Annotated in this window: 20 protein-coding genes; 16 read left to right on the forward strand and 4 right to left on the reverse strand. The window is 62.8% G+C overall.

What is annotated here, in order from left to right; all coding sequences use genetic code 11:
• Window positions 1-111: 111 nt before the first annotated feature.
• The 4 genes from VJZ71_14770 to VJZ71_14785 all read right to left on the reverse strand — a co-directional run bounded on the left by VJZ71_14770 (window position 112) and on the right by VJZ71_14785 (window position 5,465).
• The gene (locus VJZ71_14770; protein ID HKQ49331.1) at window positions 112-1,509 is read right to left on the reverse strand and encodes a hypothetical protein; all 1,398 of its coding nucleotides are present in this window, start codon (window positions 1,507-1,509) and stop codon (window positions 112-114) included.
• Entirely contained in the window at window positions 1,506-2,075 is a 570-nt protein-coding gene (locus VJZ71_14775) for a hypothetical protein (protein ID HKQ49332.1), read from the reverse strand. Before VJZ71_14775 ends, VJZ71_14770 begins: the two co-directional genes overlap by 4 nt.
• 28 nt (window positions 2,076-2,103) lie before the next feature.
• Window positions 2,104-2,631: a sigma-70 family RNA polymerase sigma factor gene (locus VJZ71_14780; protein HKQ49333.1), complete on the reverse strand. Its 528-nt coding sequence runs from the start codon at window positions 2,629-2,631 to the stop codon at window positions 2,104-2,106.
• 185 nt (window positions 2,632-2,816) lie between these two features.
• Window positions 2,817-5,465 carry a protein kinase gene (locus VJZ71_14785; protein HKQ49334.1) on the reverse strand — a complete coding sequence of 883 codons (2,649 nt, stop codon included), beginning with the start codon at window positions 5,463-5,465 and terminating at the stop codon, window positions 2,817-2,819.
• 170 nt (window positions 5,466-5,635) lie between these two features.
• On the opposite strand from VJZ71_14785, the gene VJZ71_14790 reads away from it, so the two are divergent.
• The 16 genes from VJZ71_14790 (at window position 5,636) to VJZ71_14865 (ending at window position 22,627) form a co-directional block, all read left to right on the forward strand.
• Window positions 5,636-6,865: an efflux RND transporter periplasmic adaptor subunit gene (locus tag VJZ71_14790; protein ID HKQ49335.1), complete on the forward strand. Its 1,230-nt coding sequence runs from the start codon at window positions 5,636-5,638 to the stop codon at window positions 6,863-6,865.
• 10 nt (window positions 6,866-6,875) lie between these two features.
• On the forward strand, window positions 6,876-10,409 hold the full coding sequence (locus VJZ71_14795; protein HKQ49336.1) for an efflux RND transporter permease subunit: 3,534 nt from the start codon (window positions 6,876-6,878) through the stop codon (window positions 10,407-10,409).
• Window positions 10,410-11,204: a fumarylacetoacetate hydrolase family protein gene (locus VJZ71_14800; GenBank protein ID HKQ49337.1), complete on the forward strand. Its 795-nt coding sequence runs from the start codon at window positions 10,410-10,412 to the stop codon at window positions 11,202-11,204.
• Between the two features lie 71 nt (window positions 11,205-11,275).
• Entirely contained in the window at window positions 11,276-11,713 is a 438-nt protein-coding gene (locus VJZ71_14805; protein HKQ49338.1) for a PilZ domain-containing protein, read from the forward strand.
• Window positions 11,703-13,370, forward strand: coding sequence for a GspE/PulE family protein (locus VJZ71_14810; protein HKQ49339.1), 1,668 nt, complete (start codon window positions 11,703-11,705; stop codon window positions 13,368-13,370). Before VJZ71_14805 ends, VJZ71_14810 begins: the two co-directional genes overlap by 11 nt.
• Before the next feature lie 74 nt (window positions 13,371-13,444).
• A complete protein-coding gene (locus tag VJZ71_14815) occupies window positions 13,445-14,683 on the forward strand; it encodes a type II secretion system F family protein (GenBank protein HKQ49340.1) in 1,239 nt (412 codons plus the stop codon).
• Window positions 14,684-14,780: 97 nt separating this feature from the next.
• On the forward strand, window positions 14,781-15,212 hold the full coding sequence (locus tag VJZ71_14820) for a prepilin-type N-terminal cleavage/methylation domain-containing protein (protein ID HKQ49341.1): 432 nt from the start codon (window positions 14,781-14,783) through the stop codon (window positions 15,210-15,212).
• A gap of 99 nt (window positions 15,213-15,311) precedes the next feature.
• Window positions 15,312-15,875, forward strand: coding sequence for a type II secretion system protein (locus VJZ71_14825; protein HKQ49342.1), 564 nt, complete (start codon window positions 15,312-15,314; stop codon window positions 15,873-15,875).
• Window positions 15,872-16,336 (forward strand): prepilin-type N-terminal cleavage/methylation domain-containing protein, encoded by a 465-nt coding sequence (locus VJZ71_14830; protein ID HKQ49343.1) that lies wholly within the window; start codon window positions 15,872-15,874, stop codon window positions 16,334-16,336. Before VJZ71_14825 ends, VJZ71_14830 begins: the two co-directional genes overlap by 4 nt.
• Window positions 16,333-16,935 carry a prepilin-type N-terminal cleavage/methylation domain-containing protein gene (locus VJZ71_14835; GenBank protein ID HKQ49344.1) on the forward strand — a complete coding sequence of 201 codons (603 nt, stop codon included), beginning with the start codon at window positions 16,333-16,335 and terminating at the stop codon, window positions 16,933-16,935. The genes VJZ71_14830 and VJZ71_14835 overlap by 4 nt, the downstream gene beginning before the upstream one ends.
• An 82-nt stretch (window positions 16,936-17,017) precedes the next feature.
• A complete protein-coding gene (locus VJZ71_14840) occupies window positions 17,018-17,362 on the forward strand; it encodes a hypothetical protein (protein ID HKQ49345.1) in 345 nt (114 codons plus the stop codon).
• Between the two features lie 52 nt (window positions 17,363-17,414).
• On the forward strand, window positions 17,415-19,082 hold the full coding sequence (locus tag VJZ71_14845; GenBank protein ID HKQ49346.1) for a hypothetical protein: 1,668 nt from the start codon (window positions 17,415-17,417) through the stop codon (window positions 19,080-19,082).
• Between the two features lie 3 nt (window positions 19,083-19,085).
• The gene (locus tag VJZ71_14850) at window positions 19,086-19,661 is read left to right on the forward strand and encodes a hypothetical protein (protein HKQ49347.1); all 576 of its coding nucleotides are present in this window, start codon (window positions 19,086-19,088) and stop codon (window positions 19,659-19,661) included.
• Window positions 19,661-20,206, forward strand: coding sequence for a hypothetical protein (locus VJZ71_14855; protein HKQ49348.1), 546 nt, complete (start codon window positions 19,661-19,663; stop codon window positions 20,204-20,206). Before VJZ71_14850 ends, VJZ71_14855 begins: the two co-directional genes overlap by 1 nt.
• Window positions 20,203-22,104, forward strand: coding sequence for a hypothetical protein (locus VJZ71_14860; GenBank protein HKQ49349.1), 1,902 nt, complete (start codon window positions 20,203-20,205; stop codon window positions 22,102-22,104). The genes VJZ71_14855 and VJZ71_14860 overlap by 4 nt, the downstream gene beginning before the upstream one ends.
• The gene (locus VJZ71_14865; GenBank protein ID HKQ49350.1) at window positions 22,091-22,627 is read left to right on the forward strand and encodes a tetratricopeptide repeat protein; all 537 of its coding nucleotides are present in this window, start codon (window positions 22,091-22,093) and stop codon (window positions 22,625-22,627) included. Before VJZ71_14860 ends, VJZ71_14865 begins: the two co-directional genes overlap by 14 nt.
• Window positions 22,628-22,635 lie beyond the last annotated feature (8 nt).

The following is a 22,635-nucleotide window of genomic DNA, read 5'->3' on the forward strand; positions in this document are numbered from 1 at the left end:
ACAGAGACACAGAGACGACGAATTTGTGAGTATAGATTGGAATCTGTCCTGCCTTTTTCGATTTCGTTGTTTCTCTGAGTCTCTGTGTCTCTGTGGTGAACCCTCCAGCGGTCATTCCTTGATGAGCCAGCCGTCTTTCATTTCTTTGGGCCAGGCGTCGCTGATCGGGCGGGATTGACCGGCTTTCCAGAGCATGATTTGGGCGGGGCCCTTGGGGTCGTTTTCGGGGTTGGGGAAAACTGCCGTGATTTCGGAATTATTCCGCCAGCTTGGAAGGGCGCGGGTTTCGCCTTTGGCATCGTCTTTGGCGACGATGGGGGTCTCCTCGCCGGAGGCGAATTCGTAGAGGCTGACGCGTCCTTTCTGGCCGGGCAGAAGGACTTTGGACTCGTCCGGGCTGAGTTCGAAGAGGGGCAGGGCCATGTCGCGAGGCTGTCCGAGGTCGCGGGCCAGGACGCGCGTGACGCTTGCGGGCATGCGCGGGTCGAGGACGAAGAGCGACCACTGCTGGGGCATGTCGCGCGGGGTGGCGGGCAGCGTGACTTCGACGGAGGAGAAGATCAGGCGACCGTCGCGAAGCCAACGAACGCCGAGGACGTCGTTGAAGAGGAGACCGACGCGATCCTGGCGTTGGGTCCATTCCTTGAGGAGCGCGCCGCTTTCGTCGGCAATATTGACGGTCGTCAGGGAACCTAACTGGATCATCCCTTTTTCATCGCCGCGCGGCGAGGGGCAATGGATGTAGGCGAGGTTGCGGCTGTCGGGGCTCCAGGAGTAGTCGATGGCGACGCGGTCGGCGACGATGCGCGAGGGGCCGCCGACGGCGGAGACGACATGGAGCGAGACGGTGTCCACGGGGAAATCCGCCGGACTCATGATGAAGGCGATGTTCTTGGCGTCGGGGGCGACGCGGGGTTGGCGGATTTCGTCGAGCGAGCGGATGATCACCGCTCCCGGGGCGAGGGCGTCGGCGCTTATCGTAAAGAATTGCAGCATCCAGATGGTAGCGTCGAGTTCGCGCAATTCCACCCATTTGTCGCCGAGTTTCTCCGCCACGCCCTCGGCGTGTTCGTCGCGCATGCAGAGGAGGGTGGCTAACTGCATGCCGGAGGAGTATTGGTCGTGCGCATCGAGCTTGAAATCGAGCTTGAAGTCGTCCCACGCGCCGTCGTGGGCGAGAAGCTGGGTGCGGGCCCCTTTGGCGAGTTTGGTCAGCGTCTCGATTTGCTGGGGTGTAAATAGACCCTTGATTTCGTTCCAACCCTTCGCTTTCTGGGTGTGGACGACGGCCAGTTGCTTCCCGTCAGGGAACCAGTCGCAGCGCGCGGGGGTATTGGGGAGCTTGGGCGGCAGGACTTTTCCGTCGGCATCAATGAAGTAGAGTCCCTGGGGCGTGGCGACGGCGGCGCGCCGACCGTCGGGCGACCAGACGATGCGCTTTTCCGGCAGGCAGCCGGCCAGAAACGAGACGGTCAGGCAGAGTGACGCAGTGGTGGCCAACGATTTCATAATTTTTCTCCAGATTGAGGCCAAACAAGGGGGGACGTCCATTCGATGCGGGTCTGGTCCGCCCCGACCGATTGACGATCGGCAGATTGAGGTCGCGCGCGATTCGCGGCGTATCTTGCGACGGACCAAAACTCGGCGTCGACGAGGCTTGGGGCTTGAGGCTTGAGGCTTGAGGAAGATAAAGCATCGGCGATCTGGATTTTGCGGTCCATCGGCGCGTCCGGCTGTTGCACCCATCGAGTTCCGAGGAGGAATGCGAGGACTATGGACGCGGCGAGGGCGAGCGGGCGGGCCCGGGAGGCTTGAGGCTTGAGGCTCGCCGCGTCGAGTCTTCGACTTGAGGCTTGAGGAGCGGAAAGAGAAAGTGGCGGCAATTCCTCCGGCGTCGGCGGCGGTTCAGCGCGCAGGGCCTGGGAGGCGACATCGATGACCGCGTGGATTTCTTCCGATGTGCCGGCGTCGGCGGGCGAGAGCTGCATGTAGGCTTCGAGGAGGCGTTGCGTGTCGGGAGGGAGTTCGCCGAGTTGTCGGTCGATGAGGAGTCGTTCCAGAGTTTCGTGGTCCATGGGCAAATCTCCGATTCAACGGTCCTCACTATCCACGGCCGGCTCGCCTCGGCGGGTCTTCGACACGGGCGCCGGCCGCTACGGTTGGTGCGCCAGACGAAATAAGTGCGGTGCGGAGCGCGGCGATGGCGTGGTGCAGGCGCGAGCGGACTGTGCCAATCGGGATGGCGAGGGCCTCGGCGATTTCCGCGTAGCTCAGGTCATCCGCGAGGCGGATTTCGAGGACTTCGCGCTGTGCGATCGGCAGACCGCGGATCGCGGAGCGCATGGCATCGAGACGGTCGTCGGTCTCGATTGCCGCCGCGGCGGGATCGCCGTCGAGCGAGGCCATGTCGCGGTAGGCCCGCCGTCGCAGATTTTGGCGGGCGAGGTTGCGAGCGATTCCGAAGAGCCAGGCCCGCGGCGAGTCCGCGGCGACCAGGGCGTCGGGTTGACGGGCGGCGATCACGAACGTCTCCTGCAAGAGTTCCTCGGCATCGCCGCGTCCGACGTGACGGCGGAGATATGCGAGCAGTACGGGGCCGACGCGGCGGTAGAGTTCTTCGAGGCGATCCATGGGGCTTTTCCGCGTCCCATGGTACTAGTGGGTTGAGGAGGGGGGAAAGTTCATGCGAATCGGGAATATTTTTTTGGAGGAGTGGATCTGCACCCACACGGGATAACGTCGGGCAGTCGGCGAGCGAATTGGGTAGGCGAAGAGGCTCGGCAGGAGCCTCGCCCTCCCGGGGAGCCTCGGCTTCTCTATTCGCCGTTGGGTCGCGAGGAGGTTGGGTAGGGTGATTTGGCGTTTTCGATGCGGGCCTGGATTTCCGAATCGTCGCGGAGGTCCTGGGCGGCGTCGTAAGCTTTGAGGGCTTTCTGGCGATCTCCGCGCTTGAGCGCCACGTCGCCTTCCTTGATGAGGCGGGCGCGCTGGACTTCGACAATCTTCTGTTTGGCCCCGGCGTCGGCGGGGGCGGGGAGTTTGGGGATGGCCTCGTTGTAGAGTCGGACGGCCTCGTCGAAGTCCTCGCGTTCGAGGGCCTGGTCGCCGCGGCGCACGATGCGGGCGGCGTCGAAGTCGCCGGACATGCCGTCGAGCATTGACTTGGCTTCGGAGGTGTAGGCGTTCCAGATCGAACTCTTGAGCTTCTGCTCGGCGAGGAGCAGTTCGCCCTCTTTGACCGCCTGGCGGGCTTCCTGGATGAGGATATAGGAGCGGGCCGCCCGGCTTCTCTGTTCAATGTCGGGGGAGGCGAGGATCTGGTTGGCCTGTACAAAGGCGGCCTCGGCGGCGGCGAAGTCGCGGTCCACCATGGCCTGGTCGCCGCGGGTCACCAGATCCTTGCGCTGCCGAAGATCGATGATTCGTTTGCGCAATTCACGGGTCGCGGTCGTGATGCGGATGGCCTCCGCCTCCCCGCAAGAGGCCAGCGCGCCGTTGAAGTCTTCCTTCCGCAGGGCGGCGAAGGCGAGCTTCATGGACTGTTCGTACTTCTGGTCCTTCTTGGTCTGGTCGACGCTGTCCTGGAGCTGCTTCGGGTCCATCCCGGCTTCGATGGCCTTTTTCTCGTACTCCTCGAGATTGGCTTCGACGATGGGGACATTCCCCGCTGAGAGTTCCTGCATCCCGATCGCGGCCAACCGTGCAGCGTCCTGCTTGCTCCAGGCCAACTGTTGGAGCACCTCGACGCGAGCCGGATTGATTCCGCGGCGCTCGGCCTTGGTCAGGAGGCGCTGGACTTCTTCGTATTGATCCAGGGAGAGGGCTTTCTGGGCGGCGATCATCTCCAGCCAGAAATCGGCCTTGTTCTGCAAAGCCTGGAGGCTCTGGTCGCCGTCGGAGAGATCTTTCACGGTGAAGAACTTGGACTTGGCGGATTCCAACTGGCCGGCATCGTAGGCGGCGACGGCTTCAAAGAGGAGTTTCTCCGTGGCGTTCGGTCCGATCCAACGATCGGAATAGAGCCAGGCGAGGACGCCGGCGCCGATGACTGCCAGGACGAGGACGAAGCTGAAGCTCCACGTGACGGCGCGCGGCGTGTGCTTTTTGAACGTCTCGACGGCGGGCGGAAGCAGGGGAATGGCGGCGAGCTGCGCCGGGCGCGGCGGCACATGGCCCATCGTCCGGCGGCGACGGCGACTGGAAAACCGTCGGGACTCCGGTGAGAACCGGCCGGATGCGTAACCGGCGTCTTCGGCTTCGCGAGGCGGTTTCCATTCCCAGCGATCCGATTCGATGGGGCTGCGGCCGGGCATTTCGACGGGTTGGGTGCGGGTGAGGCGCTGATTCCAAGGCGAGGATGGCGCGGCCCCGGGCGCGGCGGCGGCGGGCCGACCGGGGTCAAAAGCCGCCGCTGGGGGCGCGGGCAACAAATGATCAGATTTCCAACTGGGCGGCGTGACATCCGGGAGGCGGATGGGGCTGTGCAGCGCATCCCGCGAGGATTCGATCGATGGCGTGAAGTATCGACCGACGGCGTCGAGGACCTGATCGATGGAGGTGTAGCGTTCGTCCAGGTTTTTCGCGGTCATCTGGCGGAGGATGGCGGCGAGCGGGGCAGGGACGAAGGGGTTGAGTTCGGTGGCGTCGGGCAGCCGGGCGTCGAAGTTGGTGTGCCAGTCGATCCATCCGGCGACCGCCGCGATCCCCTCGCCGATGAAGTTGGCGAAGTAGCGATCCATGGCCTGGCGACCGACGCAGACTTCGTAGAGGGAAAAGCCGAGTCCGTAGATGTCGATGCGGTCGTCGTATTTTTTTTCCAGGAGCAGTTCCGGGGCAGCGTACTTGGGGGTGATGACGGGCGGGGCGCTGAGTTCGCCTTCGTGCGAGGCGGAGGCGAGGTTGGCGATCTTGGCCGCGCCGTTCTTGGTGACCATGATGTTGCCGGGCTGGATATCGCGGTGGACGATCGTGTGCGAATGAAGAGTCTTGAGCCCCCAGGCGGCGGTTTTGAGGAGCTTGAACGCGTTGCGGTGGTCGATCTGTCGTTTGAAGATCAGAGATTCGAGCCAGTGGCCGACGACGAATTCCTCGACGATGAAGAGGCCGATTTCGTCCTCGATGAGTTCGTGGATGTTGATGATGTTGCGGGCATCCTTGGGGATGCGGGCGAGGAGCTGAGCTTCGCGCTTGAAATTGCCGCATGCGATGGGATTGTCAATCAAGTCCGGGGACATCTGCTTGACGGCCACGAGGCGATCGAGCATGGCATCGCGGGCCTTGTAGACGACGGCGTTGTGGTAGGTGCGGATGCGTTCGAGGATGCGGTATTTGCCGAGACCCGTTCCGCTGGGCAGACCCGGGTAGAGCGGCTTGGCCCGTTCGGTGGAGTCCGCCGCGACGGGATCGGCCAGATGCTGCGCCGAGACCGGGCCTGGGGTTGGTGATTCCTCTTGTGACTCAGGCATGGACAATTCCACCGGCATGAGGGTTGGGGGAGTATCCAACCCGTTGAACAAGTATATGCAGGCATGTCAATGAAATGGGTGCTCAAATTGGCGAAAAAAGCCTGCATTTTGGGGTGTTGTGGGTGGGCCCAAAAATTGCCGTATCCGCCGATAACCACTAATATTATCTAATGAAACCGCTTCCAAATCGGCAGGGGTCGCCACGGCGACCGTTTTTTTGGCGGTCGGCCAGCCGGCTGGGTGCCTCCGCGTCCGTGGTGCCGTTGCTGATGATGGCGGCTCGGTCGTCCGGGCAGATGCCGCCGACGCAGGTGGAGGTGGCGGAGGTGGTCCGCCGCGAGGTCGCGCCGACGCTGCGGCTGGTGGGGACGGTTCGACCGCGGCTAAGGACGATTGTGGCGGCGGAGGTGGCGGGGCAGGTCGCGGAGATGCCGATTGACGACGGGGATGCGGTGGAGCAGGGACAGGTCTTGTGCAAGCTGAGGGCTGAACCGCGGCGATTGGCGCGGGATGAGGCAGTGGCGCGGTTGGCGCAGCTGGAGAGCGTGAAGGCGGAGCGGCAGGCGGAGTTGAGCAAGACGGAATTTGAGAGCCGGCGGATGTCGGCGTTATGGGAAGGCCAGCGGTGCTCGGAGAAGGAATATCGCGATGCGCTGGCGGATCATCAGGCGGCGCAGGGGCGGGCGAAGCAGGCGGAGCACGCGGTGGTTTCGCAGAAGGCGGTGTGCGACAAGCTGGCGGACGATCTGGCGCGGACGGAGATTCGGGCGCCATGCGCGGGATTCATTACGATGCGGCGGACGCAGATCGGATCGTGGGTGGAACTCGGCGGACCGATCGTGGAGATGGTGGATTTGTCGGTGGCGCGGGTGCGGGTGTCCGTGCCGGAAGGGATCATCGGGTTTTGTGCGGTGGGTGAGCCGGGGCAGGTGACGGTGGAGGCGATTGGAAAGACGTATGCCGGAAAGATCGCGCGATTGATTCCGGACGCCGACGAGCGGGCGCGGACGTTTCCGGTGGATATTGACGTGAAGAATCCTAACGGCGAGCTTCGGGCGGGCATGTTCGTGCGGGCGGAGGTGCCGGCGGGTCCGAAGGGGGCGCGGCTGGTGGTGCCGAAGGACGCCGTGTTGTTACGGGGTAATGAGCGAACCGCGTATGTCGTGCGCGAAGGAGCGGCGGGTGCGCAGGCGGAAGTGGTGACGGTCGAGGTGTTGGCGGAGTTGGCGGATGAAGTGGCGGTCGCGGCGGAGGGGCTGACCGCGGGCGACAAGGTCGTGGTCCGGGGGAATGAGAACATGTTTGGCCCGAGTCCGGTCGTGGTGACGAAGGTGCATTCCCGCGCGGTGGAACCGATGACACCCGACCCTGCCACTACGCAGCCCGCAACGAGCGGATGAGCACGATTCCATGCGTTTAGTCGATGCGTTCATCGAGAATCCCGTCAAGGTCGCGGTCTGCGTGATCCTGCTGGTGCTGTTCGGACTGCTGACGATCACGCCGCCGTCGATCGCGCCGTCGCCGATCCGACTGCCGGTGCAACTCACGCCCAACCTGGACGAGCCGATCGTCTCGGTCTCGACGACGTGGGAGGGGGCGAGCCCGGAGGAGATTGAGCGCGAGATCGTCGATCCACAGGAGGATGTGCTGAAGAGCATTACCAACCTGCGGAAGATGACGAGCAGTTCCGATCACAGCAGCGCGACGATCACGCTGGAATTTCTGGTGGGGACGGACCAGGACGTCGCGAAGCAGGACGTTTCCGATGCACTTCGCCGGGTCAAGTACCAGATCCCGCTGAATGAGTTTGACAACCCGACGGTAAAGTCGGGATTGCCGTGGGGCGAAGAGGCGATCGCGTGGATGATCCTCAAGAGCGATCGGCCGGAGGTGAAGACGCCGGAGTTGTTCACGTTCGTAGACGAGCACGTCAAGCCGATGCTGGAGCGGGTGGACGGGGTGTCGTCGATCATGATTTTCGGCGGGCGGGAGCGGGAGATTCAGGTGGTCGTCGATGCGCTCAAGCTGGCGCAGGCAGGTATTACCTTTACCGAGCTTCAAACGGCGTTGCAATCGCAGAACACCAACGTCTCGGCGGGGAACTTGGCGCAGGGGAAGCGCGACGTCGTGATTCGCACGATGGGGCAGTTCACGTCGCTGGAAGACGTTCGCAAGACGGTGATCAAGACGGGGCCCGGGGGACCGATCCGCGTCGAGGCCGTGGCCGAGGTCAAGGACGGGTTCAAGAAGCAGTATGAGTTCGTGCGGAGCGAGGGGCAGGAAGTCATCGCGGCGGCGGCGTTTCGCGAGACGGGCAGCAATGTGATCGAGGTCATGGAGGGGCTGCGCGAGGCGATCGGGCGGGTGAATCGGGAGGTGCTGTCGCATCGGAACATGAAGCTGGAGCTGACGCAGGTCTACGACGAGACGTATTACGTTTCGGCGGCCATCGACCTGGTGCGGAGCAATATCTGGTACGGCGGGGCACTGGCGATCGCCGTACTGCTCTTGTTCCTGCGGAGCATCAGCGGGACGGCGGTGGTGGCGATATCCATCCCGATCTGCGTGATCGGCACGTTTCTGGTGATTCCGCTGGCGGGGCGGAACATCAACGTGGTGATGCTGGCCGGACTGGCGTTCGCGGTCGGGATGGTGGTGGATAACGCCATCGTCGTGCTGGAGAACATTTTCCGGCATCGGGAGATGGGCAAGTCGAAGCGGCAGGCGGCGGCGGACGGAGCGTCGGAGGTGTGGGGGGCGGTCTTCGCCAACACGCTGACGACGATGATCGTGTTCATCCCCATCATTTTTGTGAAGGAGGAGGCGGGGCAGCTTTTTCGGGACATTGCCATCGCCATCAGCGGGGCGGTCGGGCTGTCCATGATCGTGTCTATTACCGTAGTGCCGGCACTGGCATCGCGGATTCTCGGCGAGCCGAAGGTGAAGGAGGCGGAGGGCGGCGGGCGGTTCGCGGAGCTGGTTTCGCGGCTGGTCGGGCTGATCAATCGGAAGGTGTGGCGGCGCCTCGTACTGGTCGTGGGGATGACGGGCCTGTCGGTCCTGCTGAGCGTGAAATTAGCGCCGGAGCCGAGCTATCTGCCGTCAGGTAATCAGAATCTGATTTTCGGGTTCTTGCTCACGCCGCCGGGGTACAACGTTCATGAGTTTCGCCAGATCGGGGAACGCCTGGAGCGCGGTGATCCGGCGAAGGGGCAGGTAGGGATTCAACCCTTCTGGGAGGCGGAGGCCGGTACGCCGCAATACGAGAAGTTGATGAAGGACTGGTCGGCGTTCGTGGAGCGAGTGGTTGTGCCGATGAAGCAGGCGCAGATCGCGGCAGAGGAGAAATCGGCCGCGGACCCGGAATCGACGCGGTCGCATCGAAAAAAAGCCAAGAAGCGAGTGCGCGAACTGGAGCGGGAGATCGCGCAATGGCGGGTGCCGCCGCCGCCCATCGATAATTTCTTTTACGTGGCGTTCGGCGGCGGCGTTTTCATGGGCTGTTCGAGCAAGGACCCGGAGGTGGTCAAACCGCTGGAGAACGTGCTCAATTCGACGGGATTCTCCGTGCCCGACGCCTTTGCCATTTTCTTTCAGTCGTCGATCTTCCGGCTGGGGTCTACCAACACGCTGGACGTGGAGATTCGCGGGGACAATCTCGACGAGGTCGTCGATGCCGCGAACAAGATCAAGAACGCGTGCATCGCACGGTTCGGGGCGCGGCCCGAATCGAATCCCCGAAACTTCGACATGGAGCGGCGCGAGGACCGGCTGGTGCCCGATCGGGTGAAGGCGGGGGACTTGGGGCTGAATGTCGCGGACATCGGCTCGATCGTTCGGGCCTGCGGCGATGGGCGAATTGTCGGAAAGTACCGGGAATCCGGGCGAAGCATCGATCTGGCGCTCAAGTTCGCGGGGACGCAGGATGAGACGTCGGTGGGCAACATGACGGAACAGATCGCGCAGACGCCGGTGTACACTCCGGCGGGGCAAGTCGTGCCGCAGGGGGGGGTCTATACCGCGGCGGGTCAGATCGTGCCGCTGGGGGCGGTGTGCCGGTTGGAGCATACAACGTCTCCGCAGCAGATCAGCCACATCGAGACGCAGCGGGCGGTGAAGCTGACGTTGCGACCGCCGGAGTCGATTGCGCTGCCGGAGGTCATCAACATTGTGCAGGACGAGATCGTGGGGGAGATGCGCGGGGCGGGATACGGCCCGGGCAAGGCGAAGATTTCGCCAAACGTGATCGTCGGGATGGCGGGGAACGCGGACAAGCTGAAGAGCACGTGGGATGCGCTGAAGTGGCTGCTCGCGTTGTCGTTATTGATCTGCTATCTGTTAATGGCTGGGTTGTTTGAGTCTTTTGCGTATCCGTTTGTGATTATCTTCACCGTGCCGTTCGCGGTGGTCGGGGGGTTCATTGGCCTGTGGATGATCCACGAGTGGACGTGGCTTGATCCGACGACGGCCATTCAGCAGATGGATATTCTGACGATCCTGGGGTTCGTGATTCTTTTGGGGATCGTCGTGAACAACGGTATTTTGATCGTCCATCAGTCGTTGAACTTCATGAGCTATGGAATGCCGTCGGGTCCGGCCATCGTGGAGTCGGTGCGGACGCGGATGCGGCCGATCATGATGACGGTGTTGACGACACTGGTGGGATTGATTCCTCTCGTCGTGCGACCGGGTTCGGGAGCGGAGATGTATCGCGGGCTGGGGGCGGTCGTGCTCGGGGGGTTGGCGGTTTCGACGGTGTTTTCGCTGATTGTGGTTCCGGCCGTGTTTTCTCTCTTTGTGAGTTCGCGGGCGCGGCTGAGCCGGCTCCTTTTCAAGACGGGCGGATCGGTGTATTGCCCACCGCTTCCGGAGGAGTTGGCGTTGCCGGCGACGGCGCGTACGGCGGAGGCGGTGGAAGTGGCGGCATCGTCCGGGGTGAATTGAATGCGGATCGTCCGCTATGTGAATGAGGCGGGGGCGGCGCAGTGGGGGGAGGCCGTCGATAAGGGTCACGCGCGGCCGATCCCGGGGGATGTATTCGGTGCGCGGGACGTCGGCGGTGCGCCGGAGCAGGTTATTCGGCGACTTGCGCCGGTTGAGCCGCCCAATATCATCGCCATCGGACGCAATTACGCCGAACATGCCAAAGAGATGAAGTCGGAGTCGCGGACGTCCGAACCGCTCGTTTTCTTGAAGGCCACGACCACGGTGATCGGTCCGGAGGAGCCGATTGTCCTGCCGAACTCGGCGCCTCGGGAAGTGGATTTCGAGGCGGAGTTGGCGATCGTCATCGGGTGTCGGGCCAAAGAGATTTCCGAGCAGGATGCGCTGGCTTATGTTTTAGGGTTTACGTGCGCGAACGATGTCTCCGCCCGCGACTGTCAGAAGGGCGACAAACAGTGGGCGCGGGGCAAGAGCTTTGACACGTTTTGTCCGCTGGGGCCGGAGGTCGTGACGGCGGATGCGTTGGATGCGAGCGGGTTGGCGATTCGCTCGACCTTGAATGGCGAAGTGATGCAATCGGGCAACACAGGGGACATGATCTTTTCGGTCCCGCGCCTGGTTAGTTATCTGTCATTTCAATTCACGCTTCTGCCAGGGACGGTGATTCTTACGGGGACGCCGCCGGGCGTCGGGGCCGCGCGGACGCCGCCGGTCTTTCTCAAGGACGGCGACACGATCACCATAGAGATCGAAGGTATCGGACGGCTGACCAATCGGGTACAGGCCGCCCGATAAGCGATCGCGCCCCGGCGCGGCGGGGGTCACACATCTGAATCGCAAAGACGCGATGACCGATATCGAGGTGCATGAACTCGGATGCGATCAACGCAGCGTCCCGGCTCTTCGTCCGCCATGAGGCGCGGTACGAGGCGGCGGTGGAGGTGCATTCCGATCACGCGGAGCAATTTCGGCTGAGTTTTCCGGACACGCAGTCGAACATGGCGGTGATCGACGTGAGCAAGGGGGGGCTGGGGCTGTGCAGTCCGATTTTCATGCCCAAGAACCTGCGCGTCACCCTGACGATTGCGAATTTCGGCGCGGCGGAAGGGAAGCACGGTCTGGACCTCAAGATTCGGGCGATCGTCCGCCGGTGCATCATGCTCGATCACAAGCCCACCTATCAACTGGGATTGCAATTCGTTGATCCGGCCGGGCGCGATGAACAGCTCCTGGTGGTCGCCGCGGCGCAAGCCAAGGCAGCGAAGTCCGCGGCCGGGGCGGGGGGCGTCCAACGTGGCACTTAGCACCTGCGACGAACTTCGCGGCCAGCTCCTGGCCGGAAAGATCCTGCCGCCCGCCCAAATCGAGCAACTCGAGCAGGTGGCGCGGGATGGCGGGTTCGATCTGGAGACGGCGATTCGTAAGAACCGCGTCCTGACCGAGACGAACCTGCAGGCGCTGCGGGCGATGCGTCTAGAGGCGACCTATTGCAACGTCTCGGAGTTCCTGCCGCGTCTAAGCAATTCCGAACTGATCCCGGAGGAGCTGGCGCGGCGGCACCTGATGTTCCCCATGTTCGTCCTTGACGGGGTTATCACGCTGGCGATGGAAAACCCGGGGGATCTGGCGGGGATCGACCAGGTACGGCGGCAGACGCGGCAGGAAGTGGAGGTTTGCGCGGGCAGCCGTAGCGAGATTCTGGGGCTGATCGAGCGGGCGTATGGGGCGAGCAAGTATCTGGAACAATCGTCGGTGGCCGACTCGCTGCTGGAGGCGGCGGAGGCGGTGGGCGGCGACGAGACGCAGCCGGTCATCCGGCTGGTGGATGAACTGATTAACGAGGCGGTTCGTCAGGGTGCGTCGGACATTCATATCGAGCCGGGGGAGCGGGAATTGCGGATTCGGATTCGGGTGGACGGCGTCTTGCGTGAAGTGGCGGCGCCGCCGCTGGGCTTGCACAAGGCGCTCGTATCGCGAGTCAAGGTCATCTCGAAGCTGGATATTTCGAAGACGCGGTCGCCGCAGGACGGGGCGTATCATCATCGCAACGGCGAGACGGAGGTGATGCTGCGGATTTCGGTATTGCCGTCGGTGTTCGGCGAGGCGCTGGTGATGCGAATTTTGCGCAACGCTTCGGAGTCGATCACGTTGTCAGAGCTGGGAATGCGCGAGGCGATGCTGCAGCGGTTCCACGCGGTCATTACGAACGCACACGGCATGATTCTGGTCTCCGGGCCGACGGGATCGGGGAAGTCCACGACGTTGTACGCGGCCATCAAGTGCATCGTCTCGCCGCAGAAAAACATCATTGCCATTGAGGACCCCGTGGAATATCGCACGAGCGCGATCCGGCAGGTGCAGGTGAACACCGAGGCCAATCTGACGTTCGCGGGCGGGTTGCGGTCCATCCTGCGACAGGACCCGGACGTCATCATGGTGGGCGAGATTCGCGACAAGGAGACGGCGCAGATCGCGGTGCAGGCGGCGTTGACGGGACACTTGCTGCTTTCCACGGTGCATACCAACGATTCGATCGGGGCCATTGCGCGGATGCGCGATCTGGGGGTGGCCGAGTATCTGATTTCATCTTCATTGTTGGCGGTTCTGGCGCAGCGCTTGTGCCGGAAGATCTGCCCGGACTGCCAGGAGCCGGATGCGCCGCCGGAATTCCTGCTGCGGGCGGTAGGGCTGGAGCCGGGCAAACTGGACTTTCAACCGATGCGCGGGAAGGGATGCCGGCGATGCGTCGGAGCGGGCTATGTGGGGCGCGTGGGGCTGTTCGAGCTGTTCGAGCTGACGGAGCAATTCGGCGCGATGATTGTGAAGATGGAGCCGATGGAGGTGATCCGGGCGGCGGCGCGCGAGGCGGGGATGAAGTTTCTCGTCAATGATGGGGTCGAGAAGATTCGGGCGGGGTTGACGACGGTGGAGGAAGTGGCGCGCGTGGCGGGTCGGGCGTAGACCCTCGGGGGGCCGGCGCATTCGAGATTCGCACCGGCTAAGAGCCGGTGCCACATAGTTCAGGAGCGGTACTCGTGCCAAAGTTCGTTGTTCAATATGCCGGGCCCAGTGGGAAGCTGGGGACGATGACCATGGAGGCAGCTTCGCAACGGGCCGCGGCGGTGCAGATGGAGGCGTCGGGGAAAATCCCCGTCAGCATTAAGGCCGCGGGCGGCGGGGAAGCGAAGGGCGGAGTCGGCGAGCGGTCGCGGTTACGGCGGACCAAAGGTGGGCGGGGGCTTCGACGGGCGGTGCTGGATTTTACGCATCAGATGGCGGCGGTGTCGGAAAGCGGGATTCCGATTATCGCCGGTCTCAAGGCGGTGGGCGATCAGACGCGGCATCCCTTGTTGCGGTCGGCGATCGCACGAATCGTGGGGCGGATCGAGGGCGGGCGAAGTCTGGCGGATGCGCTGGATGCCGAGCCCGAGATTTTTGCACCGCTTTTCGTGAAGACGATTGCGGCGGGAGAGGCGGCGGGCAAGGTCTCGGAAGTCCTGCAGGCGCTGGCGCGCTATCAGGAGCAGGAGGCGGAGACGCGCGGTCAGATCAAGTCGGCGCTGACCTACCCGGCGCTGGTGGTGGTGGTGCTGATCATCGCTACGATTTTTCTCCTGACGTTCGTGGTGCCGCAATTTGTGGTCATGTTTGAAAAATTCGAGGGGAGCCTGCCGCTGCCGACGCGGATCATCATGGGGGCGAGCGCGGCGATCACGCAGCACTATTTGTGGGTGATCGGGGCAATGCTCGCGGTGTTTTACACGTGCCGTCGGGTATTCAGTTATCGAAGACCACGGGCGTGGCTGGATGAGAAGGTGCTCCGACTGCCGGTGTTCGGGGAGCTGTTGCTCGGGGTGTACATGGTGCGGTTCATCGAGTTATTGGATCTGCTCATGGACGCGGCACTTCCGATCACGCAATCGCTGCGCGTGACGGCGGATAGCATGACCAATAGTGCGTTGCGGCAGGACGTTCGCGGGATGTTGCGGTCGGTGGAGGGGGGGCGGTCGCTGACGGAGGCGTTCAATGAAACGCGGTGGCTAACGCCGCTGGTGAAGCGGATGCTGGCGATCGGCGAGTATGCGGGGCGGACGGACCAGATCTTTGTCTACCTCCGAAAATATTATGCGATTCAGACGCAACGGAGCGTGAAGCTATTATCGACCCTGATTGAGCCGGTAATGGTGACCAGCCTGGCGGCGGTCGTTCTTTTCTTTGCGCTGGCCATCTTTTTACCGATGTGGAAGCTGCTGAAACTCGTCGGCACCGCGTGACGGCATTTGCCTTGACGCGAAAACGTATCGTAGGGTTGTTGTCTTGCGGAATGGTTCCCGCGAACTTGGAGGAACTGAAACAATGAATTGGAAGTACATGAATCGGAATCGGGCTGGCTTTACGCTGATCGAACTGGTTACGGTCATCGTGATCCTGGGCATTCTGTCGGCGGTCGCACTGCCGGTCTATCTGGATTATCGCACCGACGCGAAGATCGCGGCCACGAAGGGCGCGCTGGGCGGCGTTCGGGCGGCCATTGCCAACTATTACGCGAAGTCCGCGACCGACAGCGGCGGCGGGATCCTCACGTATCCGGCCCTGACCGACCTGACAACGGTCGGCAGCGTCATGCTCGACACGTTTCCGGACAATCCTTTCGACACGGATGCGACAAAGAATAACGTCGCGGCATCGGCGGCGGCCAAGGGCACCGTGAGCGGCGGCGCCGGCGGCTGGCTGTACAACGCGGCCAACGGGCAGTTCTGGGCCAATACCAATACCAGCGGCGTCGGCGAGAACGGGTTCTAAGCCATGCGGCAAGTATGGGCGAGATGACTTGCCTGTGCGCGAACTTCAAAGCCCCGGCCGCGCCAACGGCCGGGGCTTTCGCGCTTTAGGAGTGATGGAATGTCGGCGTCAGACGCCATGACAATCAGGTATTCGCACCGGCCAGGAGCCGGCGCCCCACGGGCCGGGTTCACCCTGGTGGAGATGGTGACCGTCATGGTGATTCTCGGCGTCGTGGCCGCGGCGGTGGGGACGCCGACGCTGGCGTATATGGGGTTGGTTCGTTCGCGAGCCGCGTCGGCGCGGATCACGACGGACGTACGGTTCATGCAGCGGCTGGCGCTGTCGTCGGGGTTGCGGACGTGGGTGGTTCTGAGCACCACGACGAATGACTATCGGTTGTACGTGGAGGACCCGGCGAACCCGGGAAAAGCCGGGCGTCAGGCGGTGATGCATCCGTTCGATCAAACGACGGCGCCGATTCAATTCGGTTCCGGGGCATATCAGAATGTGTCGATCTCGGCGGTAAACATCAACTCGACGAGCGAGATTGAGTTTGACAACTTTGGGGTTCCGTACGATGGGTCCGGGGTCGCGCTGACGGCGATTGGGACGATCAGTCTTTCCAATGGAGTGACGATCACGCTGTACCCGGAGACGGGGTTCGTGGAGCGCGCGGGATGAACAGCCACCTTGAAGCTACACCGGCTATTCGCCGGTGCCGCACACGAAACGGCGTGACGATCATTGAGGTCGTTATGGCGCTGGTGATTCTCTCGGTTGCGCTGCCGCCGATGGTGGCGTCGTTCGCGGATGCGTCGAGGCAGTCCATTCGTCCGTCCAATTCGACGGTGGCATCGTTGCTGGCGATTGACCGGATGGAAGCGGTTGTCGCGCGGCGGTACCAGGGGACGGATGGGTACGACCAACTGGGCTCGATGGCCGGGACGGAGCCGGCGGTAACGGGATTTCCACTTTTCTCGCGGACGACGGTCGTGGAGACGGTGGCGGTGGATTATGGAACGGGCGCGATCACGACTTCCGGGAGTGATGTGGGTTACAAGCGCGTGCGGGTGAGCGTGGGCTGGAACGGCGGGGCGGAGCGGATGGTGGTCGAGCATTTGTTCGCGGATTTCCAGTTATGAAGAAAAGAACAGGACCCATGGGACGAATAGGACCTATGACGGGTCGCGGGTTTACGCTAATCGAACTCGTTGTATGCATCGTGGTCGGCTCGATCATCAGCGGAACGGCGGGGATGCTGCTGTGGACGGCTTCGTCGCAGCGTGGGGACGTCGCGGCGCGCGGGGAGCTGGCTGATGAGGGCGCCATGGCGATGGAAGTCATGGCGCGGTACGTGCGGGAAATCGAACAAGGCGATGATTGCCCCGCTAATCCTACTCCGTGTCTCAATGGGAATGCGCAGATCAGCACGGCGTCCGCGAGTCAGATCAGCTTCGGAAACACCGGGTTTCGTTACGTTTCCGGGGGCGGGATGGTGGAGATGACGACGGACAACGGGACGACATGGCGCCCGTTGGTGAAGGATGTGTCGGGGTTCGGCCTGGCCTATTACGAGCGCACCGGTTTGGCCATGATGCCGCTGCCGCTGGGGGCGGTGGATCGAGAGGATGTCCGGCGCGTTCAGATTACCCTGGATCTCGCGCGAGGCACGCAGCGCGTCAAACTGAGAACTTCCCTTTATTTGCGGAGTTTCATGGATGAGGTCACGACCGATCCCTAGCAGAACCCAAAGCGTTCATTCGCCGTCTCGCCGTGGGGTGGCAATTGTTGCGTTTGTGGCCGCGCTGTTGATTATCGGAACGATGTCTCTCTGGCTGTTCCAACTAACGGCCGTCACGAACAGCGCCAGCCTGAGTTACTTCTACAGCACGGGCGCATTTTATGCCGCGGAGAGCGGGGTGGAGATGACGCTGGCGGAATTGAACGGCGTCGGCACGGGCTCGCCGGGTGATTACGACAGTGACCTCGCTATTGGGACGATATCGAATAACGGTAATGGGACCGACGACCCGACGATGGCGACGGGAATCGTTTTCGTCGAAAAGACCGGCTCGAATCCGGACACTTATAAGGCGTGGGGCCGGCCGGTGCAGACGACGCTTCCGTGGAGCACCTATCGGCGGGTGATCCAGTTCGAGTTGCAGTAGGAAATAGGACCTATTGGTGGACCCATAGGACCTATGTTGATCGGAGACAAGGATGTCAACGAGCCGCGAGATACTAGTTCTGCAAGTCTTTGCGGATGAACTCCGGCTGGTCCCGGCGACGATCCTGCCCGACCTCGTCGAAATCGGCACACCTTGCTCGTTCAAATCCAACCAAAAGAACGCCGACCAGACCGCACTGTCGGATCAGTTGACCGTCGACGCCCTCGCCGCGCACGTCAGGGAGCAGCAATGGGAGGGACGGGAGCTGGTTTGCGTCGTTAGCGGCTCATTGACGGCGTGTCAGTATTTTGACCTGCCGCAGATGGCCAAGGCGGCGATGCGGCAGGCGGTGATGCTCAAGCTCGGCCAGCAGCTTCACTTTCCGATCGCCGAGGCGATTGTGGCCATGCGGACCGTGGGGTATTCCGTCGAGGGGGACACAAAGAACCTGCGAATTCAGTCGACGGCGGTTCACCGGGACCTGGCCATGGCGGCGACACGGGCGGCCGAAATGTGCGGACTCCGTCTGGCGGCCGTGTGTGCCGGGCCGGATGTCCTGGCGTCGTGCACGGAGCGGCTGCGTCGCGGCGATCCGGCGATCCAGGCGGTTCTACACATCGATGAGCGAATCGGAACGCTGGTGATTCACGGGAGCCACTCGGTGAGCGTGGCGACGGAGCTGCCGGTCGCGGCGGGGGATCTGACGTCGGCCTTGATGCGGCCGATCATCTCTGGCGAAGAGGTGATTCAACTGGACGAGGCCCGGGCCCTACGGCTGCGGGCGGAGATCGGGATTCCCGGGGCGGACGAAACGATCGCCTCACTGAATGTAACGGGAGACCGGCTGCTGCCGCTTTTGGAGCCGCCGCTGCAGAAGATCGTCAAGCAACTGACGCAGTGGATCACCTTTTCGACGACGTGCGCGGGGAGCGGCGCCGTGCAGTCGATCCGGCTGGTGGGTCCGGGGGCGTCCATCAAGGGGCTGGCGGAGGCGATTGCCGCGAGGATCAGCATTCCGGTCCAACGGGAGCAGGGCGCTCGTGCGTTCATTGCCCTGTCCGATGGGGGAACGACCGATGAGCCGGATTCGTTCGCCATCAGCGCGGTCGCGGCGCTGGATTGGGCGGGGCTTCCGAACGCGATTCCTCCGGAGATTCTTCGTGAGCGAACGGTCCATCGCGTGCGGCGATCGATGGCGATCTGCGGGCCGGCGGTGGCGGCGGCGATCCTGGTCATGGCGTTTCTCTTCAGCCGGGTGGATCGAAACATGCAGACGCGCGTTGCAGCGCAGCAAACGGCGCTGGCGGACATGCAGAAGCTGGTCGGGGATCGCCAGAAATGGACGGCCCTTCAGGCATCGGAGCAGACTTTGCAGCGCGGGATCGATGAGTTCGCGATGGCCACACCGCATTGGGTGGGGATTTTCAAGGAATTATCGTTACTGCTGCCCCGCGAGGTGCAGGCGACCGAGTACGTCGCACGAAGCGAGGGAGAGGGGTTGGCCCTGACGGTCCATGCGAAAGTGTATGTTGGAAGCGGGGGCCGGTCGTTTGACGAAGTGGCGACGCAGACTCTATTGATGCTCCAACGCAGCAGTTTCTTTGAGCGCGTGGAGATGATGTCGGCCAACCAGTCGCATCGTTCGGAAGATCCACAGGCGATCGGGACGATTTCGGTCCGGCTGGACCTGGCCTATCCGCAGGAGAAGCCGAGGGCTTAAGCCATGCCGCAAGCATTCAAGCATTTCAGAGCGTGGTTGCCGCCCCTGGCGGGATTGTGCGTTGTTTTTGTCAGCGCCGGGTATGCCTGGTCGCTGAAGACGAGCGCCGCGCAAGAGATCCACCAGCTTCACGAACTGGGAACGACTCTGGACTCGGCCATCCAAAGCGCGCAAGGGGTGATGTTGTCGCCGGAAGATTGTCGCAAGCTTGAAGAGCGAGAAAGCCACCTGCGACAGAGGATGGAGGATGTTCGGAAGCCGGCCCTGGTGCAGGCGGAATTAATGGCGTCGGCGCGCAAGGCGCAGCTCAATGTCCGTGAAATTCAACCGATTGCCGCCGCCAGGACACCTGGCGCGGCGGAACCATCCTGCGCGAATTACCGCGTCTCCGTCGTTGGCTCCTATCGCCAGATCGCTGAGTACCTGCACTTGTGCAGGAGCCAGCGGCTGCCGGTGCGCGTCGTGGGGCTGCGCATGGGGCGGGCCGCGGATCAAAACGGTCAACCCATCGATACTTTGTCCGCCGACATTACGGTGGAAGCGTTTGAGCCGCCGGTGGCGAAAAAAGAGGGTGCCTGATGGACGCACGCAAGAAAAAAGTCGTGACCGTCCTGTGTGCGGCGAGCGTCATCCTCGTGTGGCGTGTGTATGTGGTAGTGACGACGTACCTGCCGTCGGCGGCGAAGGCTGAAACGCCCGTGGCCGAGGCGGGGCCACTGCCCACCGAAGTGGCGGCCGCGACGGTGGCAAAGGCGCGGGAGCGTGAATCGGCGGCGCTGAGGACGGCGCAAGATCAGGCCGCGCGCCAACCGTGGGGCCGCGACCCGTTTGCGAGCCTGATGGTCGAGATGAAGGGCAGCGCGCCGGCGGCGTCCGAGAATTCGCCTCCTCCCGAGGCGCCGACGGCACCGCGGCTCAGTTTCACGGGAGTGGCGAGGGTCGATGAGGAATGGCGGGCCATTGTCTCCGGACAGTTCGTGGGGATCGGCGACTTTGTGGAAACGGACTTTAGGGTAAGTCAGATCACGAAACGCTCGATAACGTTTCAGTCGAGGGGATGGTCGCTGCGCTACGAGCTGGGCCAGGACGTGCCAGTCGTGCAACCGATAACGGAGAACCCATGATCAGGGGAGATGTGACATTGCTAGGGATGGCGGTGTTTTTCGCGGGGAGTTCGATCCCGGCGAATGGACAGGCGACCACACCGGCGCCCGCACTGCCGGACAGACAGATTACGATGCAGACCGCCAAGAGCGAGATCTCCGACGTGCTTCGCCTGGTCGCGGAGCAGGGGGGCCTGAACCTTGTGGTGGGACCGGAGGTCAAGGGCCAGGTGTCCGTGTACCTCGAAAAGGTGCCGGTTCAGGTGGCGCTGAAGTCGATCGCGCTGAACAACGGATTTGATTACACGGTCGAAGAAGATGTTATTACCGTTTCCCGGCCGCCGGAGGCGACGGGAGAAGCGATTGTTCCGCCGCTGGAAACACGGGTCTTCGAGCTTCGTTCACAGGATGCCGAGCGGGTGAAGGACGCGCTTGAATTCGCCCTGTCGCGGTTCGGGAAGATGAAGGTTCTGAACGAGAACAGCAGCGGGAACTATGGAGTTCAGCGGCTTTCCAATCTCTCCGGTGACTTCACCGATTCGGGCTCGAACAACGGCGCCACGACGCCCGGCCAGGCCGGCGCGGGCGCGAACGGCGGCTCGACGACCGGTCCGATGCGCGGGCAGCCCGGTATGGAACAGCCGCGAAACTCCCGCAAGCTCGTGGTCACGGATCTGGCGGAAAATATCGATTCGATCTCCGAATTGATCGCCGATCTGGACAAACTCCCGCCGCAGGTTCTGATCGAGGCTCGGATCGTGGAGATGAGCACGGATTTGCAGCGGCAACTGGGCATTGACTGGAATATTAATGTCCTGGCGAACGGGCCGATCCTTAATCACGAGTGGCCGCTCAATAACCGCGCGGGGTTCGCGTCGGGCGATCAGATTCGACGGACGCACCTGGGCAATCCGATTCAATCCGCCGGTATCGCCATGGGGGCGATTGACTTCTCCCAATTCACGGCGCTGCTGCAGGCCAATCAGTCGGATAATGCGATCCGGCTTCTGGCCAATCCGCGAATGCTGGTCTACAACAACCACAGTGCGAGCATCCTCGTTGGAGAACGATATCCGATCCTCCAGGCCAGCATCTCCAACTTCGGCACGGTGACGGAGGCGTTCAGCACGTACATTCCCGTGGGCGTCCAACTTGAAGTGACTCCGACGATCATGGCGGATGGGACGGTGAGCATGTTGATCCATCCCGCGACCAGCACGCTGGGAGACGACGTTGTCGGCACAACGGGGCTGCGCATCGCGAGGATTCGAACCAGGGAACTGGACACCCGCGTGATTCTGCGCGACGGACAGACGATTGTCCTGGGCGGGCTGATCAGCGACCGGAAGGCGCACCAGGCGAACAAGGTTCCGGGTCTTGGGGATGTCCCGATCCTGGATATCTTTTTCCGGCAGGAGAATCCGGGGTCGGAACGGGTTGATCTCCTGATCTTTCTGACGGCGCATATCGAGTGCGCGTCGGAGATCAGCGAGCGCGACCAGCGGGTGTTCGAGATGTACAAACCGCACTTCAAGCAGGTGGAGCGGTTGCAGGACGTGCCGCTGCATTTTGAGATTCCGACCGAATACGAGCCGCCCAAGCCCATGTTCAGCGACCCGCCGGAGGAGACGGAGTATGATGAGCCCCTGCCGCAGGAACCGGCGGCGTGCCCGGAATTGCCCAGTCCGACGACGGCGCCGAAGACGATGAAGTCGGTGCGATCGCCGGGTCCCGCGCCCAATGAGCCGCGCACTCTGGAGATGGAGGGCGAGACGGTGATCGATACGCGTCCCCCAGAAGCGAATCCGATGGGACCTCCTGCCGACGAGGAAGCGGTACCCAAGCCGAAACCCGCAAGAAAAGCGGCGTCGAAGGGCACGATCTGCGATTCAGGGACGAATACTGATGTTGCTCCTTAAACCAACCTGGTTCGCCATGATGACGATCGCCGGCGCGGTCGTCTTCGCGCCTGCGGGGTGCGGGTCGAGATACAAGACACCGCCCGTGGCGTCGCGCGTCGAGATTCAGGACGAGAGCCCCAAGGCACTGACACCGGCGGAGAAAGACCAGCGTTTCAAATCGCTTTTCGATCAGGGAATAGCGCACATTCGCGGAGAACAGTACGGGCCGGCGCTGGCGTCGTTCGAGGAGGCCGTTCGGTTGAAGCCGGAGGACCCCGATGCGCTGTTCAACCTCGGCGCTTGTCATGAGGCGGTCGGCGATCCCCTGGCGGCGATCAACCTCTATCGCGACGTGCTCACCATCCGGCCCGACGATGCGGACTGCTACGCCAATCTCGGGACGAGCTTCATCAAGATGTACCATCGGGAAAAGCGGGCGGCGTGGAAGAGGATGGCAACGGCGGCGTGGGAGCGGTCGCTGGCGCTCAATCCCCAGCAACCTCGCGTGCAGGGCTACCTCGCGAGCTGTCGTGCGCCTTAGGCGAACTT

The sequence above is a fragment of the Phycisphaerae bacterium genome, from assembly GCA_035275405.1.
Classification (GTDB): domain Bacteria; phylum Planctomycetota; class Phycisphaerae; order UBA1845; family UTPLA1; genus DATEMU01.

What these genes read in the sequence shown, in the direction of transcription:
- VJZ71_14770 (HKQ49331.1), bottom strand. Translation starts at nt 1,509, where the DNA reads ATGAAATCGTTGGCCACCACTGCGTCACTCTGCCTGACCGTCTCGTTT.
- VJZ71_14775 (HKQ49332.1), bottom strand. Translation starts at nt 2,075, where the DNA reads ATGGACCACGAAACTCTGGAACGACTCCTCATCGACCGACAACTCGGC.
- VJZ71_14780 (HKQ49333.1), bottom strand. Translation starts at nt 2,631, where the DNA reads ATGGATCGCCTCGAAGAACTCTACCGCCGCGTCGGCCCCGTACTGCTC.
- VJZ71_14785 (HKQ49334.1), bottom strand. Translation starts at nt 5,465, where the DNA reads ATGCCTGAGTCACAAGAGGAATCACCAACCCCAGGCCCGGTCTCGGCG.
- VJZ71_14790 (HKQ49335.1), top strand. Translation starts at nt 5,636, where the DNA reads ATGAAACCGCTTCCAAATCGGCAGGGGTCGCCACGGCGACCGTTTTTT.
- VJZ71_14795 (HKQ49336.1), top strand. Translation starts at nt 6,876, where the DNA reads ATGCGTTTAGTCGATGCGTTCATCGAGAATCCCGTCAAGGTCGCGGTC.
- VJZ71_14800 (HKQ49337.1), top strand. Translation starts at nt 10,410, where the DNA reads ATGCGGATCGTCCGCTATGTGAATGAGGCGGGGGCGGCGCAGTGGGGG.
- VJZ71_14805 (HKQ49338.1), top strand. Translation starts at nt 11,276, where the DNA reads ATGAACTCGGATGCGATCAACGCAGCGTCCCGGCTCTTCGTCCGCCAT.
- VJZ71_14820 (HKQ49341.1), top strand. Translation starts at nt 14,781, where the DNA reads ATGAATCGGAATCGGGCTGGCTTTACGCTGATCGAACTGGTTACGGTC.
- VJZ71_14825 (HKQ49342.1), top strand. Translation starts at nt 15,312, where the DNA reads ATGTCGGCGTCAGACGCCATGACAATCAGGTATTCGCACCGGCCAGGA.
- VJZ71_14830 (HKQ49343.1), top strand. Translation starts at nt 15,872, where the DNA reads ATGAACAGCCACCTTGAAGCTACACCGGCTATTCGCCGGTGCCGCACA.
- VJZ71_14835 (HKQ49344.1), top strand. Translation starts at nt 16,333, where the DNA reads ATGAAGAAAAGAACAGGACCCATGGGACGAATAGGACCTATGACGGGT.
- VJZ71_14840 (HKQ49345.1), top strand. Translation starts at nt 17,018, where the DNA reads ATGTCTCTCTGGCTGTTCCAACTAACGGCCGTCACGAACAGCGCCAGC.
- VJZ71_14845 (HKQ49346.1), top strand. Translation starts at nt 17,415, where the DNA reads ATGTCAACGAGCCGCGAGATACTAGTTCTGCAAGTCTTTGCGGATGAA.
- VJZ71_14850 (HKQ49347.1), top strand. Translation starts at nt 19,086, where the DNA reads ATGCCGCAAGCATTCAAGCATTTCAGAGCGTGGTTGCCGCCCCTGGCG.
- VJZ71_14855 (HKQ49348.1), top strand. Translation starts at nt 19,661, where the DNA reads ATGGACGCACGCAAGAAAAAAGTCGTGACCGTCCTGTGTGCGGCGAGC.
- VJZ71_14860 (HKQ49349.1), top strand. Translation starts at nt 20,203, where the DNA reads ATGATCAGGGGAGATGTGACATTGCTAGGGATGGCGGTGTTTTTCGCG.
- VJZ71_14865 (HKQ49350.1), top strand. Translation starts at nt 22,091, where the DNA reads ATGTTGCTCCTTAAACCAACCTGGTTCGCCATGATGACGATCGCCGGC.